Origin of the sequence: Pandoraea norimbergensis (assembly GCF_001465545.3) — a bacterium.
Taxonomy (GTDB): Bacteria; Pseudomonadota; Gammaproteobacteria; order Burkholderiales; family Burkholderiaceae; genus Pandoraea; species Pandoraea norimbergensis.
This window is the reverse complement of the sequence record NZ_CP013480.3, coordinates 1,207,492-1,222,536: the sequence shown is the minus strand read 5'-3', so window position 1 is coordinate 1,222,536 and position 15,045 is coordinate 1,207,492. Positions and strand designations below refer to the sequence as shown.

General features: G+C 63.8%; 15 protein-coding genes. 11 read left to right on the top strand and 4 right to left on the bottom strand.

Annotated features, from left to right (window positions below):
- Nucleotides 1–39 precede the first annotated feature (39 nt).
- On the top strand, nt 40–630 hold the full coding sequence (locus tag AT302_RS05470) for a helix-turn-helix domain-containing protein (RefSeq protein ID WP_058377564.1): 591 nt from the start codon (nt 40–42) through the stop codon (nt 628–630).
- Nucleotides 627–1,172 carry a GNAT family N-acetyltransferase gene (locus AT302_RS05465; protein WP_058377563.1) on the top strand — a complete coding sequence of 182 codons (546 nt, stop codon included), beginning with the start codon at nt 627–629 and terminating at the stop codon, nt 1,170–1,172. The genes AT302_RS05470 and AT302_RS05465 overlap by 4 nt, the downstream gene beginning before the upstream one ends.
- Before the next feature lie 15 nt (nt 1,173–1,187).
- Here the strand turns inward: AT302_RS05465 and AT302_RS05460 are convergent, their stop codons facing one another.
- On the bottom strand, nt 1,188–2,300 hold the full coding sequence (locus tag AT302_RS05460; protein ID WP_058377562.1) for an alpha/beta fold hydrolase: 1,113 nt from the start codon (nt 2,298–2,300) through the stop codon (nt 1,188–1,190).
- 199 nt (nt 2,301–2,499) lie between these two features.
- A complete protein-coding gene (locus tag AT302_RS05455; RefSeq protein WP_058377561.1) occupies nt 2,500–2,808 on the bottom strand; it encodes a DUF4148 domain-containing protein in 309 nt (102 codons plus the stop codon).
- A gap of 659 nt (nt 2,809–3,467) precedes the next feature.
- Here AT302_RS05455 and AT302_RS05450 point away from each other — a divergent pair.
- Nucleotides 3,468–4,052 (top strand): GntR family transcriptional regulator, encoded by a 585-nt coding sequence (locus tag AT302_RS05450; RefSeq protein ID WP_167365783.1) that lies wholly within the window; start codon nt 3,468–3,470, stop codon nt 4,050–4,052.
- Nucleotides 4,053–4,179: 127 nt separating this feature from the next.
- On the opposite strand, the gene AT302_RS05445 is transcribed toward AT302_RS05450, so the two are convergent.
- The gene (locus AT302_RS05445) at nt 4,180–4,695 is read right to left on the bottom strand and encodes a DUF4019 domain-containing protein (protein ID WP_084656034.1); all 516 of its coding nucleotides are present in this window, start codon (nt 4,693–4,695) and stop codon (nt 4,180–4,182) included.
- Between the two features lie 122 nt (nt 4,696–4,817).
- Between AT302_RS05445 and AT302_RS05440 the strand changes: the two genes are divergently transcribed.
- Nucleotides 4,818–5,996, top strand: a complete 1,179-nt coding sequence (locus AT302_RS05440; RefSeq protein WP_058377559.1) for a GGDEF domain-containing protein — start codon at nt 4,818–4,820, stop codon at nt 5,994–5,996.
- A gap of 74 nt (nt 5,997–6,070) precedes the next feature.
- Here the strand turns inward: AT302_RS05440 and AT302_RS05435 are convergent, their stop codons facing one another.
- Nucleotides 6,071–6,778: a glutathione S-transferase C-terminal domain-containing protein gene (locus AT302_RS05435; protein ID WP_058377558.1), complete on the bottom strand. Its 708-nt coding sequence runs from the start codon at nt 6,776–6,778 to the stop codon at nt 6,071–6,073.
- Between the two features lie 149 nt (nt 6,779–6,927).
- Between AT302_RS05435 and AT302_RS05430 the strand changes: the two genes are divergently transcribed.
- The 7 genes from AT302_RS05430 to AT302_RS05400 all read left to right on the top strand — a co-directional run bounded on the left by AT302_RS05430 (nt 6,928) and on the right by AT302_RS05400 (nt 15,025).
- On the top strand, nt 6,928–7,461 hold the full coding sequence (locus AT302_RS05430) for a DUF2471 family protein (RefSeq protein ID WP_058377557.1): 534 nt from the start codon (nt 6,928–6,930) through the stop codon (nt 7,459–7,461).
- Nucleotides 7,449–9,263 (top strand): exonuclease domain-containing protein, encoded by a 1,815-nt coding sequence (locus AT302_RS05425; RefSeq protein WP_237172069.1) that lies wholly within the window; start codon nt 7,449–7,451, stop codon nt 9,261–9,263. The genes AT302_RS05430 and AT302_RS05425 overlap by 13 nt, the downstream gene beginning before the upstream one ends.
- 342 nt (nt 9,264–9,605) lie before the next feature.
- Nucleotides 9,606–10,586: a LysR family transcriptional regulator gene (locus AT302_RS05420; protein WP_058377556.1), complete on the top strand. Its 981-nt coding sequence runs from the start codon at nt 9,606–9,608 to the stop codon at nt 10,584–10,586.
- Nucleotides 10,583–12,091, top strand: a complete 1,509-nt coding sequence (locus tag AT302_RS05415; protein WP_058377555.1) for a flavin-containing monooxygenase — start codon at nt 10,583–10,585, stop codon at nt 12,089–12,091. Before AT302_RS05420 ends, AT302_RS05415 begins: the two co-directional genes overlap by 4 nt.
- Nucleotides 12,088–13,062, top strand: a complete 975-nt coding sequence (locus AT302_RS05410) for an ABC transporter permease (protein WP_058377554.1) — start codon at nt 12,088–12,090, stop codon at nt 13,060–13,062. The genes AT302_RS05415 and AT302_RS05410 overlap by 4 nt, the downstream gene beginning before the upstream one ends.
- A complete protein-coding gene (locus AT302_RS05405) occupies nt 13,062–14,006 on the top strand; it encodes an ABC transporter permease (RefSeq protein ID WP_084656033.1) in 945 nt (314 codons plus the stop codon). The genes AT302_RS05410 and AT302_RS05405 overlap by 1 nt, the downstream gene beginning before the upstream one ends.
- On the top strand, nt 14,003–15,025 hold the full coding sequence (locus tag AT302_RS05400; RefSeq protein WP_058377553.1) for an ABC transporter ATP-binding protein: 1,023 nt from the start codon (nt 14,003–14,005) through the stop codon (nt 15,023–15,025). The genes AT302_RS05405 and AT302_RS05400 overlap by 4 nt, the downstream gene beginning before the upstream one ends.
- The last annotated feature ends 20 nt before the right edge of the window (nt 15,026–15,045 follow it).

Sequence of the window (15,045 nt, the reverse complement as noted above, 5' to 3'; positions counted from 1 at the left end):
CTAGTTTACTAGAAATTAATTTCCAGTAAACTGGACAGCATGGATATCAACGAACGCATCGCCCGCCGGGTTCGCGATTTGCGAAGTGAGCGCGGCTACTCCCTCGACACGCTGGCCGAGCGCAGCGGCGTGAGCCGTTCGAGCATTTCGCTCATCGAGCGCGCGCAGACGAGCCCAACTGCCAATGTGCTCGACAAGCTGGCGACGGCCCTCGACGTGACGCTTGCCTCGCTGTTCGACGAAAGCACTGGCGACGATGCCCTGCCCTCGCCCGTCGCGCGACGCGCCGATCAGCCCGTGTGGACCGACCCCGACTCCGGCTACGTGCGCCGCAACCTCTCGCCCGCCGAAGCCTCGCCCCTGCAATTCGTGGAAGTGCACTTCCCGGCCGGCGAGCGCGTGGCCTACGACACGGGCGCGCGCGACAACGAAGTCTGGCAACAGGTCTGGGTCATCGGCGGCACGATCGAGATCACGCTGGGCAGCACCACGTGGCGGCTCGATGCCGGCGATTGTCTCGCGATGCGGCTCGATCGGCCGATCGGCTATCACAACCCGACCTCGGCGACGGCGCACTACCTCGTCGGGCTCGTTACGCTACCGTTCGTCGCTGCCCGGAGGGCAACATGACGTCATCCATTACCTTGCAACGGCTCGACGGCGCGCAAGCGCTGGCCGAAGTCGACGCGCTCGCCGATGTCCTGATCGACTGCGTGGAAGGCGGCGCATCGGTCAGCTTCATGCTGCCGCTCACGCGCGAACGTGCGACAGCGTTCTGGCGCAAGGTCGCCGAGGGTGTGGCCCGTGACGAGCGTGTGCTGCTGGTTGCGCGCACCCGTGTTGGCGAACAAGGGAATCAAGGCAAGATCGTCGGCACCGTGCAACTGATTCTCGACCTTCCCGAAAACCAGCCGCACCGTGCCGACGTCGCGAAGATGCTGGTGCATCGCGACGCGCGTCGGCAAGGCGTGGCGCAGGCCCTGATGTCGGCCATCGACGACGTTGCACGCGCCGAGCGCCGCCATGTCCTCGTGCTGGACACCGTCACCGGTGGCGACGCCGAGCGGCTGTACCAACGCAGCGGCTGGCAACGCGCAGGCGACGTGCCGAAGTTCGCGCTCATGCCCGACGGCGAATTCTGCGCCACGACCTTCTACTACAAGCACCTCTGATCTCTGAAGCACCGCTCAGCGCACGGCGGCCAGTCCCTCCAGTAACGCTTTGTGGAACGCGACGGGATCTTGCATCTGCGGGGCATGGCCCAGTTCGGGAAACTCCACCAGCGTCGAGCCGGGAATCGCCGCGTGCGCCGCCTTCGCGAGCGCCGGGTAATGTCCGATGCGCGCCTGCACTTCCGGTGGCGAAAAATCTTTACCGATCGCGGTCGTGTCTTTGTCGCCGATGAGCAGCCATGTCGGCACGCGAATCTGGCCGAATTCGTACACCACCGGCTGCGTGTAAATCATGTCGTAGAGCAGCGCTGAGTTCCACGCGACGATACGCTTGCCCGGTCCGCGATACATCCCGGCAAGCATCTGCACCCACGGCTCATAGCGTTCGTTCCACTGCCCGGCGTAGTACGTCGCCTGTTCGTAGCGGCGAATACTGGGAGCGCTCGTGCGCAGATCGCGCTCATACCACTCGTCCACCGTTTTCGACGGCACACCGAGTGCCTTCCAGTCTTCCAGACCGATCGGATTGACGAGCACCAGTTGCTGCGTCTCGTCGGGATACATCAGCGCAAAGCGCGCGGCGAGCATGCCGCCCGTCGAGTGGCCGACGATGGTCGCGCGGGTGATGCCCAGCGACGCGAGCAAGGCATGCGTGTTGTTCGCCAGTTGCTGGAAGCTGTACTGATATTGCGCGGGCTTGCTCGATTTGCAGAAGCCGATCTGATCAGGTGCAATCACGCGATAGCCCGCACCGCTCAACACGTCGATGGTCTCGCGCCAGGTCGCCGCGCAGAAATTCTTGCCATGCAGCAGCACGACGGTACGACCGTTGGGCTGCGCCGGTTTTACGTCGAGATACACCATGTGCAACGGCGTGCGTTGCGAGGTGAAGTCGAAGCGGTTCACCGGATACGGATAGTCGAAGCCCTGAAGCTCGGGGCCATACGCCGGCCCCGCGTTGCTGTCGGCGCTATCGGCGGCGTGGGCCACCGACGGCGCGACGCCCGAAAGGGCGATCAAAGGAACGAGAGACGTCACGCTGGCGACAGCGCACGCGCGCAATGCCGCCGCACAGTATCGGGAGACACGGTGCAGGCGCGTTGGGGGCACTGGGGGCATTGGGGTCATGGGAGCAAGCGTGCGATGGCACGCGAAGTGGCACAAAGCGGATGCCGGCGATTGTGCCACGGGCTCGCGCGTGGCGAGCACCACGCAAAAAGGCACGCCGCCGCCTCCTTTCACTAACAGAGACTTACGGACGTGCCTTTGAGGCATCAGCCCCCATCACTCAATGACAGGGCAACCGGGGGGCTGAGTGACGGGTTACTTAGTTACCGAAGTAGGTCGTACCGGCGCGTTGCAGGCCACCAACCGAACCCGGCGTGACCGGTGCCGCAGCGGCGGCCGGTTGTGCGCTGGGCACAGCCTTCGGGTAGACGGTGTCGTGTTGCACGACCAGACCGTCCTTCTGTGCCTGGATCAGTTCTTCGCGAACTTGGGCACGCGTGAGTACGCTGGTTTGCGGAACCCACGAGAATTCCGACGGGCCGTCAAAAGCATCGCTGGCGAAAGCCGAACCGGCCGACACAGCCAGCATGGTGGAAATCAGGGCAGAGGTAATAAGAGTGCGCTTCATGGTGTTTCTCCTGTCTATTGAAAGGGGCGATGCTTGATTCATCGTCGACAATGACAGTCTATTCGTGTGCGAATTGATGATAAATACCATCAATCACAATCATTTATTTCATATTTAGAAATAATTGGATTAAACGGGGTCGTATTGATGCGTGTCGCGCCTACACGCCCAACAAGTCAGAAGGCAAGCGCGCCATTCGGCATAACCCTCAAACTTGAAGGGTTATACCGGCAGGTGCTACCCGCCCGATGTTTCACATATTCATCAACGCCGCAGCCGCATTGGGCGACGCATGTTTCGGCACCCGCAACGCCGGCGATGTGGGCACTCACGCAACAAGTTAGTGAGCGCGAACCCCGCTACGCCGGGGCTTATGGTATTTTTCACTCGCTTCAAACGCGCGTATAAGCGAGCCCTCGCTTCGGAAACCGAAAGAATTGTGCAAAACCGGACTGCATTCATACGCGGTGCGCATGGCTGCCACAACTTTGACGCCTTGGGAACGGTTTTGAAGGGTCAGAAAGAAACTCTGTAAAATCCGCAGCGGCAATGGGGGCCTAGCGCCTCACTGGATACCTCGCCGCTCAAGGGAAGATAAGCATCAGATGAAAGCGCCCAGCAACCTGATTACTGGTGAAGTGCGGACGAAAATCCGCGGCATGATTCTCGCCTCGGAGCTCAAGCCGGGGCAGCGCCTTATCGAAGACGATCTGATCCAGTTGCTCGGCGTTGGCCGCACGCCGGTGCGCGAAGCGCTGCTGATCCTGCAAGGCGAAGGCTTTATCGCCCGCAATCGCGGTTGGGAAGTTCAGGGGGTCGATCACCTTCAGGTGAATGCGATCTTCGAAAGCCGCGCCGCGATCGAAGCGGAAACGGCGCGCTTGGCCGCCCGCAAGATCACGCCCGAAGCCTGCGATGCGCTCGCCACGCTCATCGAGCAAATGGAGCCGAGCACCCATCTGCCGCGTCTGGCACTGAACCGCCTGAACAGCGAATTCCACGAGTTGATCGTCAAGGCCGCCGATAACGTCGTGCTGACGCAGTTTCACGAACGCATTCAGTTCTATTACTGGGCGCTGCGCATTCCCGTCATGTTCTCCGACGAGCAACTGAGTGCGACCAACGCCCAGCATCGCGAATTGGTCGACGCGCTGCGTGCTCACGATGAAGTCCGTGCCGCACAGATTGCGCGCCATCACGTCGAGACCACGATGGGCATCGTCGAGCCCGCCCTGCCGCGCTGAACGGCACGAGCAGCAGGTCTCAGGCGCACCATCTACCTACATTCCCCATACAAGACGCTTAGACACGCCCAGAAGGCTGTCGCCGGGTCGCGTCAAGGGCATGGGCTACCTCAAATCGTCCGGCCGGTCAGCGCACCAGATAACCCGCCACGCGCCAGCGGCTGTCGACGCCGTAAAACATCGTGACCATTTCATGCGCGTCGGCCTTGTTCTCGAACGCCGTGTCGTACTGAATCACCACGTACTCACCGTCGGGCTGCCCCGGAATAGCGCGCGTGAACACCGCGTCCGCCACCTTGCGTGACTTCACTTTGCCCAGCGGTGCGCGCGCGGCACTCAGACTCTGCGCCCAGGCGTCGGCCGGCAACGAGCGTTGAAACACGGCTGCCGCCTGTTCCCAGCTTTGTTCTGCGCGATTGATATCCACTAGTCCGAGCCAGAGATTCGCGGCTTCGAGTGCCGGTTTCACATCGCGGTTGATGTCGCTTGCCGGGGCACTCACGCCGCTGGCCGGCGTCGCAAACAGCGGCGGCTGGGCCGATCGCCGTGTCATCGGCTCCTGCGCCTGCACCGCGGCTGCGCTAAGACCGGCGGCCACGGCAAGCGTGAATGTCAGGAAACGGTGAAGGCGGGACATCGACATGACAAAAGCTCCAGAAGATAGACGGTAAACCTTAACCCGGCCATTCTACTGGTGTGTAACGCGCACAGCGTCGTACATTACAATGCACTACACATGCCCGCCTCCCCCCGCCGGCCTTCCCCATGTTGACGACGTCTCTGCTCGCGATCACTGCCCTGCTCAGCTTCATGATGTTGCTGATCATCGGCTCGCTGGTACGCTCGCGCGTCGCGGGAGTGCGCGAGTGGTGCTGGGCCAATGTCGCCGTGCTCATCTCGTTGCCACTGTTCGCCTTGCGTGGCCACGTCCCCGACTTCCTCTCGATTCCCGTTGCCAACGTCATGCTTGGCGGTGGCCTGCTGCTCTATTACGCCGGTTGTGCCCGCTACCTCGGCCAGTCACCGCACTGGCCGGTGCTCGGCGCGTCGCTCGGCGTGTTGGCCGGGTCCATGTTGTTCTGGTTCTACGGCAGCGAGAACACACAGTTGCGGGTGGTCATTGTCTCGGCATATCACGCGGTGGTCCTGCTCGCCACGGCTGTGCTCATCATGCGGCACATCCCGCCACGGCGGCATCCCTATAACTATTGGCTCACGGCGGGACTCGCCACGGCATTTGCCATCGGGCACATCGTGCGGGGTGCCGTGTTCGGCTGGGCCCCCGCGCCCGGCCCCGAGCTGATGGGCGCGTCGACGTTCAACGCCGTCATGCTCACCATCGGTGCCGTGGTCATGCCAGCGATGACCATGGGTTCCGTCATGATGATTCACGACGCCATGCTGGCCACAGCGGAAGAAGCCGCCAATCGCGACTATCTGACCGGGGCGCTCTCGCGCAAGCATTTCGATCTGCTTGCCCGGCAGGAGATGGCCCGGGCGCTATCGCACGGCTGGCCGTTGTCGATCGTGGTCATCGACCTCGACCACTTCAAGCAGATCAACGACACCTACGGCCACGCGGGCGGCGACACCGTGCTGCGCGAGTTCGTCAAACTGGTACGAGACGGTTTGCGTGAGGGCGATATCTTCGGGCGGCTCGGCGGCGAGGAGTTTGCCGTGCTGTTACCCGGCACCGATACGGCCGGCGCCATTCGCATTGCCGAGCGCCTGCGCGCGCAGGTGAGCCGTCATCTCGTGGCGGGGCCGTTCGGCGTCTGTCACTACACGCTGAGTGGCGGTGTCGCGACCTGGCACGAGCACGAAACTCTGGAAGCGCTGTGCATGCGGGCCGACCGGGCGCTGTATGCCGCGAAGATCTCCGGGCGCAATCTCGTGCTCTCCGATGTACTGTCGAGCGACGAGACGGCGTCGGAAGCGGGTTGAGGCGTTAAGCGGTTAAGACCGGATCGAATGTCGACGTGCCGACGTGACTTGATGCGGGTTGGCCGCAACCGGCGTCAGTTGACGATATCCGGGAAGAACTCACGACGCATGCGCGCGACGTATTCCGTGAGGTTCGGGTGATTGTCGATCTCGTCACGCAGCAGATGCTTGAACTGCGGCGCCATCGCGCTCGCGATGAACGCAAATGCCGTGGCATCCGCGCCGCAAGGCGAATTTCCGAAGAAATACGGTTTGTCGCCGAGCAGTTGGGCCGCGGCCTGAGCGCCACGGGCGAGCAACTGCTGCTGCTCCTCGGGCGAATAGCGCTGCGTGCCCTGACCTTGCAACGTCGTGCGGATTTTGCGGCGGATGAACGCCTCGGCCACCGGGCGCACCGGCCATGGGATCGACTTGAAGTACGACGCCGGGCCCTTGGCAAAATTCTCGTCGTCACACCAGCGCGCCTGCACTACATACCAATAGAAGTGATCCTCCAGCGCCTTCTCGAACATCCAGGCCGCGCCGCGCTGCTCGGGCGTGAGGCTGGCGTCGAAGTCGAACCCGTACTTTCGTTCGATGTGCAGGCGAATCAATGTCGAGTCCGGCACGATCTGTCCGTCGTCGTCGATGAACGGCAGCTTGCCTTTGGGGGCGCGCCGGAAGCCGCCACGGTCCGTCTGATAAGGCAGCCCGGCCAGCTTGAGCAGCATCTGCGCTTTGATGACGAACGGGCTGGCATCGGGCAGTCCGAATGCCGGACCAAAGGTGTACAGGGTCAACATCGTGGCCAAACTCCTGCGCAAAAAGGGGATGAAGAAGGTTGGCGCAGAGTATTACATGAGTGCACGCCCCGGCGAACAATGTCGCGTCCACGTCACTCGCGCACTGTGGTTTTATACAGTATCATGTACCCCAATCGAGGAACCTTCTCATGGAAACAATCGACTGGGATCAACTGGCGCTGAGCGCCGCCGAGCGGGATCTTGCGGGCATCGTTCGCGAGATTGCCGCGCGTTATGCGCAGCATCACCGCACGCTCACGGGCGAGTTGTCCGCGCTTGCCGAGGCGAATGAAGCCGCTGGTGCTGCCACAACGGCCGCCGATGCCGCCAATACCGCCAATACCGTCATGGCGCTCGACTGGCGCACGCTCGTGGCCATCGCCGATGAAGCCGAGGCGGATATCGGACTGCATGCGCGCCACGAGGCGTGGGTACTCGCGCACGTGTTGCGCTTGCCGGGCGACGAAGCCCTGCGTCGCGCGGGCGAGTTGCCTGCGCTCGACGCCAACGTCGACCTGCATTGGCCCGACGCGCCGACACCGGCCGTGTTCCGTGCCATCGTGGCCGCATTCGCCGGCGACGATAGCCATGAAGACACCGCGAATTTTGCTGCGGCTAAAGGCATCAAGTCCGCCCAGCGTTCGTCATCGCCCCACGCCGGTGGCCCGGCATGCTCGGCCTGAATCACGGCGAAGGCAGCATGGACGCAGCGCGCACGTTGGATACGTCCGACACAATGGACACGTTCAACACTTTGGACATATCTGACCCGACGGATGCCGGCAGTGCATCCAGCGATGGCGGTTTCGCGCCGGTCGATCCGGACGAGCTCGCCCGGTCGCTGTCCGCACCGATGGTGTTCGTCGATCTTGAAACCACCGGCGGCAATGCGTTGTCCGACCGCATCACCGAGATCGGCGTGGTCGAGGTCGGGCCAAATGGCATCGAGCAATGGAGTACGTTGCTCGACCCCGCCGAATCGATTCCTCCCTTCATCCAGCAACTGACCGGCATCACCAACGAGATGGTGCGGGGTCAGCCTTCGTTCGACACGCTGGCGCAAGGGCTGGCCGAGCGGCTGCATGGCAAGTTGTTCGTCGCCCACAACGCCCGCTTCGATTACGGCTTTCTCAAGAATGAATTCCGTCGCGCCGGCATCCCGTTTCAGGCCGACGTGCTGTGTACCGTGCGACTGTCGCGTCTGTTGTTCCCGGCCGCCGCGCGTCACGGACTCGACGCGCTGATTGCACGCTTCGGCCTCGAACCGTTGGGCCGCCACCGCGCGCTCGCCGATGCCGATCTGCTTTGGCAGTTCTGGCAAAAGCTGCACACGCTTTATCAACCGGCGTTAATCGACCAAGCGGTACAGCGTGTGACCAAACGCGCCAGCCAGCCGCCACAGTTGCCTGACGAAGCCATCGACGCCCTGCCGGACGCGCCCGGTGTCTATCTGTTCTATGGCGAAGGCGATACGTTGCTCTATGTCGGCAAGAGCGTGGACATTCGCGCGCGCGTGCGTTCGCACTTCTCGAGCGACCATCAGGTCGCCAAAGACTTACGGATCTCGCAGGAAATTCGCCGCGTGGAAGCGCGGCGCACGGCGGGCGAACTCGGCGCATTGCTGCTCGAGTCGCAACTCGTCAAACAATTGCAGCCGATTCATAACCGGATGCTGCGCCGCTCGGCCAGTCTCTATAGCTGGCAGATGGATGCGCAGAGCGACACGCCACAACTGGTGAACGCCCGCACCGTGGACTTTGCCAGTGCAGGCACGCTCTACGGCACGTTCTCATCACGCAACCGGGCAGAAATGGCATTGCGTTCGCTCGCCGACGAACATCGGCTTTGCTGTGCCCAGCTCGGGCTGGAGAAAAGCGAAGCGGGCCGTCCCTGCTTCGGCTATCAGGTCAAACGCTGCGACGGCGTGTGTACCGGTGCCGCGCCACTGGCCCCGCACACGGCGCGCTTGCGCGAAGCGCTCGCCACCCTGCAATTGCAGACGTGGCCCTACGATGGCCCGATTGCCATTGAAGAGCGCCGTGCGACTACCGATGGCGCCGTGGATGATGCCGACGGCCCCGACGTCGAGTATCACGTGATCGATCGCTGGCAGTACCTCGGGAGCGTGCGCTCGCAAGACGCGCTGAATGATCTGATCGATGGCATGCCACCGGTGACCGGTTTCGATCCGGATATCTACCGCCTGCTCGGGCGACGTTTGGCAGCGTCGGCACAAGCCACTGAACCGGCATTAGAACCCTCCGATACCGCTTCGCCCCCCGCCGGCGGCAACGTACCCGCACCGTCGCGACGCCCGTCGGCCCCGTTAGTGATCATTCACCTCACGCGGCCGGCATTTCGCCTGAGTCCTGTCGAACCACCGCAAGACGTTGCCACCAAGCGAAAGGGTGTGGCGTTGTTGCGTCGCCGGTTGCCGCGTCCGGAAGATCCGGCGCAGCGCCGCCTCCCCTTCGACGCGGAATAAATCCCCTCTCGCCGTATCGATACGGAACGCACCGGCCACCCGCTGGCCGGGCGTCACCGCCTGCGTGCGCACTGACAGCGCCGCCTCCCAAGCCCTCGCACCGCCCCTCCCATTTATTTCCGCATAGCCGTCACCTAGGCAAAACCCTCCTTTGCACCGTACGGCATGAGCATATAAATATTAAGTATTTGCAAGACGCATGCTGATGGCCGAAGAATACGCAATTCGAATACAACAAGAATTGCCGTTTTTGCGGCCTCGGCGACGTCGATGACCGGACAGCGCGCACCGCACCTTGTGCCGTAGCGCCCCGCCCAACGCCGTCCCACCCCACCGAGCACGATGGAATTACGCCAACTCGAAGCCTTCGCGGCGGTCATGTCGACCGGTAGCATCACTGCTGCCGGACGCCTGCTCGGACGCTCGCAGCCCGCCATCACCCGGATGATTCAGGAACTGGAAGCCGAAATCGGCTACGCCCTGTTCACCCGCAGCGGCCCGCGCGTCACGCCGACCGAACAAGGCTTTTTGCTCTTCGAAGACGTCGAGCACGTGCTCGCCGGGTTGCAACAAATTCGCGCCCGCGCCGACGAGATCGCCCGGGGCCAGACCCGGCCGCTGCATATTGCGGCGACCTCGGCGCTTGCCGCCGGCCTCGTACCCGCCGCCCTCGCGTTGCCCGGATTCGCGCGCGACAGCGTCCAGATCCAGATGCGCAGCACCTCGCCCGAGCAAGTCGTGCACGCCGTACTGACGGGTGCCGCCGACATCGGCGTGACCAGCCTGCCGCTCGAACATCGCGGCATCGTCGTGCACTGGATCGGCGAGTCGGCTTGCGTCGCCGCCGTGCGCCGCGACGACCCGCTTGCCGCTTACGACCGCCTGCCGCTGGCCGAGTGCGTAGGCCGGCGCATCATCACGATGCAAAACCCCTACCGGCTGCGCCGCCGTCTCGATCAGGCGTTCAGCCAAGCGGGCGTCGCCCCGGTCGGATTGATTGAAACCAACGCGTCGATCAACGCAATGACCGCCGTGCGGGCCGGCCTCGGCATTGCCGTGCTCGAACCCGTCACCGCTTACGGCCTGCCGTTGGCCGACGTGGCCGTGCGTCCCATCGACGCCGACATCCCGTTCTTCTTCGGCGTCATCACACGCGACGCCCGCGCGCCGTCACCGGCTGCGCTCGCCTTCGTCGATGCGCTGGCCGACGCCGCCCGCACGTTGCTGCCCGACTTCGTGCAGCGCGCCGCCACCGAACACGCCCAAGTCTTGCAGTCGCTCTACGGCGATCTGCCCGCCCCCAAGGAAGCCCTGTCGTCATGACCCAGTCCCCGACATCCGCCATCGGCTTGACCGCGCTCGAAACGCGCCTGCGTCAGGACCTCGCCTGGCTCGAACTGCCCGCCAAGCGCTGGGTGCCCGCGCGCACGCACAACGGACAACCCGTGCTCGACGTCGCCATCATCGGCGGCGGCATGGCCGGGCTCGCGGCCGCCACCTCGCTCACGCATCTCGGTGTGGGCGCGGTGATCTTCGATCAATCGCCGCGTGGCTTCGAAGGCCCGTGGGCCACGACCGCACGCATGGAAACGCTGCGCTCGCCCAAGCAACTGACCGGCCCGGCGCTCGGCCTGCCCGCGCTGACCTTCCGCGCATGGTTCGAAGCGCAGTTCGGTCTCGACGCATGGGATGCGCTCGACAAGATTCCGCGTCTGCAATGGATGGACTACCTGCGCTGGTATCGCGACGTGCTCGCGATCGACGTGCGCAACGAGCACCGCATCACCGCCATTACGCCGCTGAGTGGCGGACAAGAGGGTCTGGTTGCCCTGTCCGTGACATCGCCCGAAGGCGAAAGCACTGTCTATGCGCGCCACGTGGTACTCGCCACCGGCCGCGACGGTCTGGGCGGTGCGACCGTACCCGCGTTTGCGCGTGACGTTCCGCGCCGCTTCTGGGCGCACTCGTCCGACGAGATGGACTACGCCACGCTGCGCGGCAAACGCGTGGGCGTGATCGGCGCCGGTGCGTCGGCCATGGACAGCGCCGCCACAGCGCTCGAAGCGGGTGCCGCGAGCGTTGATATGCTCATTCGCCGCGACGATATTCCGCGCATCAACAAGGGCAAAGGGGCAGGCAACCCGGGGTTGACCCACGGCCATCTGAACCTGCCCGACGAATGGAAATGGCGCATTCGCCACTACGTCAACGTGCAACAAGTGCCGCCCCCGCGTGGCAGCACGCTGCGCGTGTCGCGTCATCCGAATGCCCGCTTCAATCTGGGTGCACCGATTCTCGACGTCACCCCGGTCGGCGACGAACTGCATGTGCGCACGGCCAAGGGCACCTTCGTGCTCGACTTCCTTGTCTTTGCGACAGGTTTCCGCATCGATATCACGAGCCGTCCGGAGTTTGCCCCGTTTGCCCAATACGTGCGCAAGTGGAGCGACCGCTACGCGCCTGCGGCCGGTGATGAAGATGTCGAACTCTCCGATTCGCCCGATCTCGGACCGGCGTTCGAATTCCTCGAGACGACACCCGGCGCTTGCCCGGGCCTCGATCGCATCCACTGCTTCTGCGCACCCGCCACGCTCACGCATGGTGCCGTCTCCGGCGATATCCCTGCCGTGAGCGAGGGCGCCAAGCGTCTCGCACAAGGGCTGGCAGGATCGTTCTATCGCGAAGACGTCGAGCACCACTACGCCAATATGGAAACGTACGCCGAGCCTGAAGTCTACGGCGACGAATGGACGCCCGCCCCGCCGCCGCCCGCACTGAACGGCGACGATGGTGACGACGGCGCCGCTCGCGAGGAGCGCATCGCATGAGTGCATGGATTTTTCGCCGCGTGCTGCAAGCGGTGTTCGTCGTCTGGCTGATGACGCTCATCGTGTTCGTCGGCCTGCATGCCATCGGCAACCCTGTCGATATCCTGATCGGTCAGGACGTCGATCAGGTCGACCGTGCACGCATCATCGCGCAGCTCGGACTCGACCAGCCGTTGTGGCGTCAGTACCTGTCGTTTCTCGGCGGTGCGTTGCATGGCGAGCTGGGCAACAGCTTCGTCTATAACGTGCCCGCGATTCAGTTGATCCTGCAACGCCTGCCGGCCACGCTCGAGCTCGCTGTCTCCGCGCTGATTCTCGCGGTATTCATCGGTATTCCGCTGGGTCTGTTCGCCGGGCTCTACCCGCGCAACCCGATCTCGAAGCTGCTCATGACGGGCAGCATCGTCGGCTTCTCGCTGCCCACGTTCTGGGTCGGCCTGATGCTGATCATGTTCTTCTCCGTGCATCTGGGCGTGCTGCCCGCCAGCGGACGCGGCGCCACGGTCAGCGTGTTCGGCGTCGAGTGGTCGTTCCTGACGATCGACGGTTTGCGTCACCTGATCTTGCCCGCCCTCAATCTGGCACTGTTCAAGATCTCGCTCGTCCTGCGCCTCACCCGTGCGGGTGTGGCAGAAGTGCTGCCGCAAGACTACGTGAAGTTCGCACGCGCCAAGGGCCTCTCGCCGCTGCGCATCGTGGTCGTGCACGTGTTGCGCAACACGTTGATTCCGCTCGTGACGGTGCTCGGCATCGAATTCGGTTCGACGATTGCCTTCGCCGTGGTGACCGAGACCGTGTTCTCGTGGCCGGGCGCCGGCAAGCTCATTCTCGACAGCATCAACTCACTGGATCGCCCGGTGATCGTGGCGTATCTCATCGTTGTGGTGTGCCTGTTCGTGTCGCTCAATCTGATCGTGGACGTGCTCTATAAGTGGCTCGATCCGCGTGTGCGCGTGGAGGCCGCTGCCTGATGTCGCTCAATCTTTCTCCGAATGGCGCACCGCCTGTTTCACCCGCCGCCGAGCCCGTACCGGTGCGTCGCGAGTCGCCTTGGCAGCAGGGCCTGCACGAATTCCTGCGCTCCAAGAGCGCCGTGTTCGGTCTGGTCATCTTTGTCGTGCTGGCCGTCGCCGCGCTCGCCGCACCGTGGATCACGCCGCAGAATCCGTATGACCTGATGCAGCTCAACATCCTGGACTCGCGTCTGCCGCCGGGTACCGCCAACGGTGCCGCGACGTTCACTTACTGGCTGGGCACGGATGGTCAGGGGCGCGATCTGCTGTCGGGCATCATTTACGGCCTGCGCATCAGCTTGGGGGTCGGTGTCGGCTCGGCGCTCATCGCCGGAATTCTCGGCACCATTCTCGGTCTGGTGGCGGCCTACTCGGGTGGTCGTGTCGACGCGCTCATCATGCGGCTCGTCGATCTGCTGCTGTCGTTCCCGTCGATTCTCGTGGCACTGATGATCCTTGCGTACGTCGGCAAGGGCATCGGCAACGTGGTGCTCACACTCGTGGTGCTGGAGTGGGCGTATTTCGCGCGCACGGCACGCGGTCAGGCGCTCGTCGAATCGCGTCGTGAGTATGTCGAAGCCGCTCGCTGCCAGGCGATTCCGAACTGGCGCATCGTGCTCGGTCACATTCTGCCGAACTGCCTCCCGCCGCTCATCGTCGTGGGCTCGCTGCAAGTGGCGCGCGCCATCACGCTCGAAGCCACGTTGTCGTTTCTCGGTCTTGGCGTGCCGATCACCGAGCCGTCGCTCGGCCTGCTCATCGCCAACGGCTATCAGACCATGCTCTCCGGCGAATACTGGATCAGCGTTTATCCCGGCCTCGCCTTGCTCATCGCGGTCGTCGCCATCAATCTCGTAGGCGATCGCCTGCGCGATGTGTTCAATCCGAGGTTGCAGAAATGAGCGGTGCGACGCCTTCTACTCCTCCTAGTGCCGCGACGCCACTCACACTGGAAGTTCGCAACCTGCGTACGCAATTCTTTACGCGTGCGGGCACGTTGCCGGCCGTCGACGACGTCTCGTTTTCGCTGCCGCCCGGGCACATCATGGGCCTCGTGGGCGAGTCGGGATCGGGCAAGTCGGTCACCGGCTTTTCGATCATGGGCCTCGTCGATGCGCCGGGCCGTATCGTCGGTGGCGAAGTGCTGTTTCAGGGGCGCGATCTCACGCGTCTGAAGCCGGCCGAGTTGCGTCACCTGCAAGGCAATCGCATCGCGATGATCTTTCAGGACCCGATGATGACGCTCAACCCCGTGCTGCGCATCGACGTGCAGATGATCGAGGCCGTGCGTGCGCATCAACGCGTGTCGAAGTCGCAAGCGCGCGAACTGGCGCGCGACACGCTCGGCATGATGGGCATTCCCAGCCCGGACGAGCGCCTGCGCGCGTATCCGCATCAGCTCTCGGGCGGCATGCGCCAGCGCGTGGCCATCGCCATCGCCATGCTGCACCGGCCCGATCTGATCATTGCCGATGAGCCGACCACGGCGCTCGATGTCACCATTCAGGCCCAGATTCTTTCGGAAGTGCAGAAGCTCGCGCGCCAGCACGGCACCGCGCTGATCTGGATCACGCACGATCTGTCGGTCGTCGCGGGTCTGGCCGATACGGTGGCCGTGATGTACGCGGGCCGCATCGTCGAACAAGGGGCGGTTGACGCCGTGCTCGACGCGCCGCAACACCCTTACACGGCCGGGCTGATCGGCAGCCTGCCCAGTCTGAACAAACGCGGTCAGCGTCTGCGCCAGATTCCCGGCATGGCGCCGAATCTGCTCACGATGCCGGCCGGTTGCGCATTCGCCTCGCGCTGCGCCTACGCCACGGCGGCCTGCGCAGTACGCCCCGAGATGACGCAGACCGCGCCGGGCCGTCTGGTGCGTTGCTTCCACCCGGGCGCCGCGCTGCAAAAGGAGATGGTATGAGCACCGCACAACCCAACAGC

Excerpts from the sequence above, each read along its gene's own strand:
- AT302_RS05415 (WP_058377555.1), top strand. The coding sequence starts at position 10,583 with ATGACCCAGTCCCCGACATCCGCCATCGGCTTGACCGCGCTCGAAACG.
- AT302_RS05425 (WP_237172069.1), top strand. The coding sequence starts at position 7,449 with ATGCTCGGCCTGAATCACGGCGAAGGCAGCATGGACGCAGCGCGCACG.
- AT302_RS05430 (WP_058377557.1), top strand. The coding sequence starts at position 6,928 with ATGGAAACAATCGACTGGGATCAACTGGCGCTGAGCGCCGCCGAGCGG.
- AT302_RS05440 (WP_058377559.1), top strand. The coding sequence starts at position 4,818 with ATGTTGACGACGTCTCTGCTCGCGATCACTGCCCTGCTCAGCTTCATG.
- AT302_RS05420 (WP_058377556.1), top strand. The coding sequence starts at position 9,606 with ATGGAATTACGCCAACTCGAAGCCTTCGCGGCGGTCATGTCGACCGGT.
- AT302_RS05435 (WP_058377558.1), bottom strand. The coding sequence starts at position 6,778 with ATGTTGACCCTGTACACCTTTGGTCCGGCATTCGGACTGCCCGATGCC.
- AT302_RS05405 (WP_084656033.1), top strand. The coding sequence starts at position 13,062 with ATGTCGCTCAATCTTTCTCCGAATGGCGCACCGCCTGTTTCACCCGCC.
- AT302_RS05410 (WP_058377554.1), top strand. The coding sequence starts at position 12,088 with ATGAGTGCATGGATTTTTCGCCGCGTGCTGCAAGCGGTGTTCGTCGTC.
- AT302_RS05465 (WP_058377563.1), top strand. The coding sequence starts at position 627 with ATGACGTCATCCATTACCTTGCAACGGCTCGACGGCGCGCAAGCGCTG.
- AT302_RS05450 (WP_167365783.1), top strand. The coding sequence starts at position 3,468 with ATGATTCTCGCCTCGGAGCTCAAGCCGGGGCAGCGCCTTATCGAAGAC.
- AT302_RS05460 (WP_058377562.1), bottom strand. The coding sequence starts at position 2,300 with ATGACCCCAATGCCCCCAGTGCCCCCAACGCGCCTGCACCGTGTCTCC.
- AT302_RS05400 (WP_058377553.1), top strand. The coding sequence starts at position 14,003 with ATGAGCGGTGCGACGCCTTCTACTCCTCCTAGTGCCGCGACGCCACTC.
- AT302_RS05470 (WP_058377564.1), top strand. The coding sequence starts at position 40 with ATGGATATCAACGAACGCATCGCCCGCCGGGTTCGCGATTTGCGAAGT.
- AT302_RS05445 (WP_084656034.1), bottom strand. The coding sequence starts at position 4,695 with ATGTCGATGTCCCGCCTTCACCGTTTCCTGACATTCACGCTTGCCGTG.
- AT302_RS05455 (WP_058377561.1), bottom strand. The coding sequence starts at position 2,808 with ATGAAGCGCACTCTTATTACCTCTGCCCTGATTTCCACCATGCTGGCT.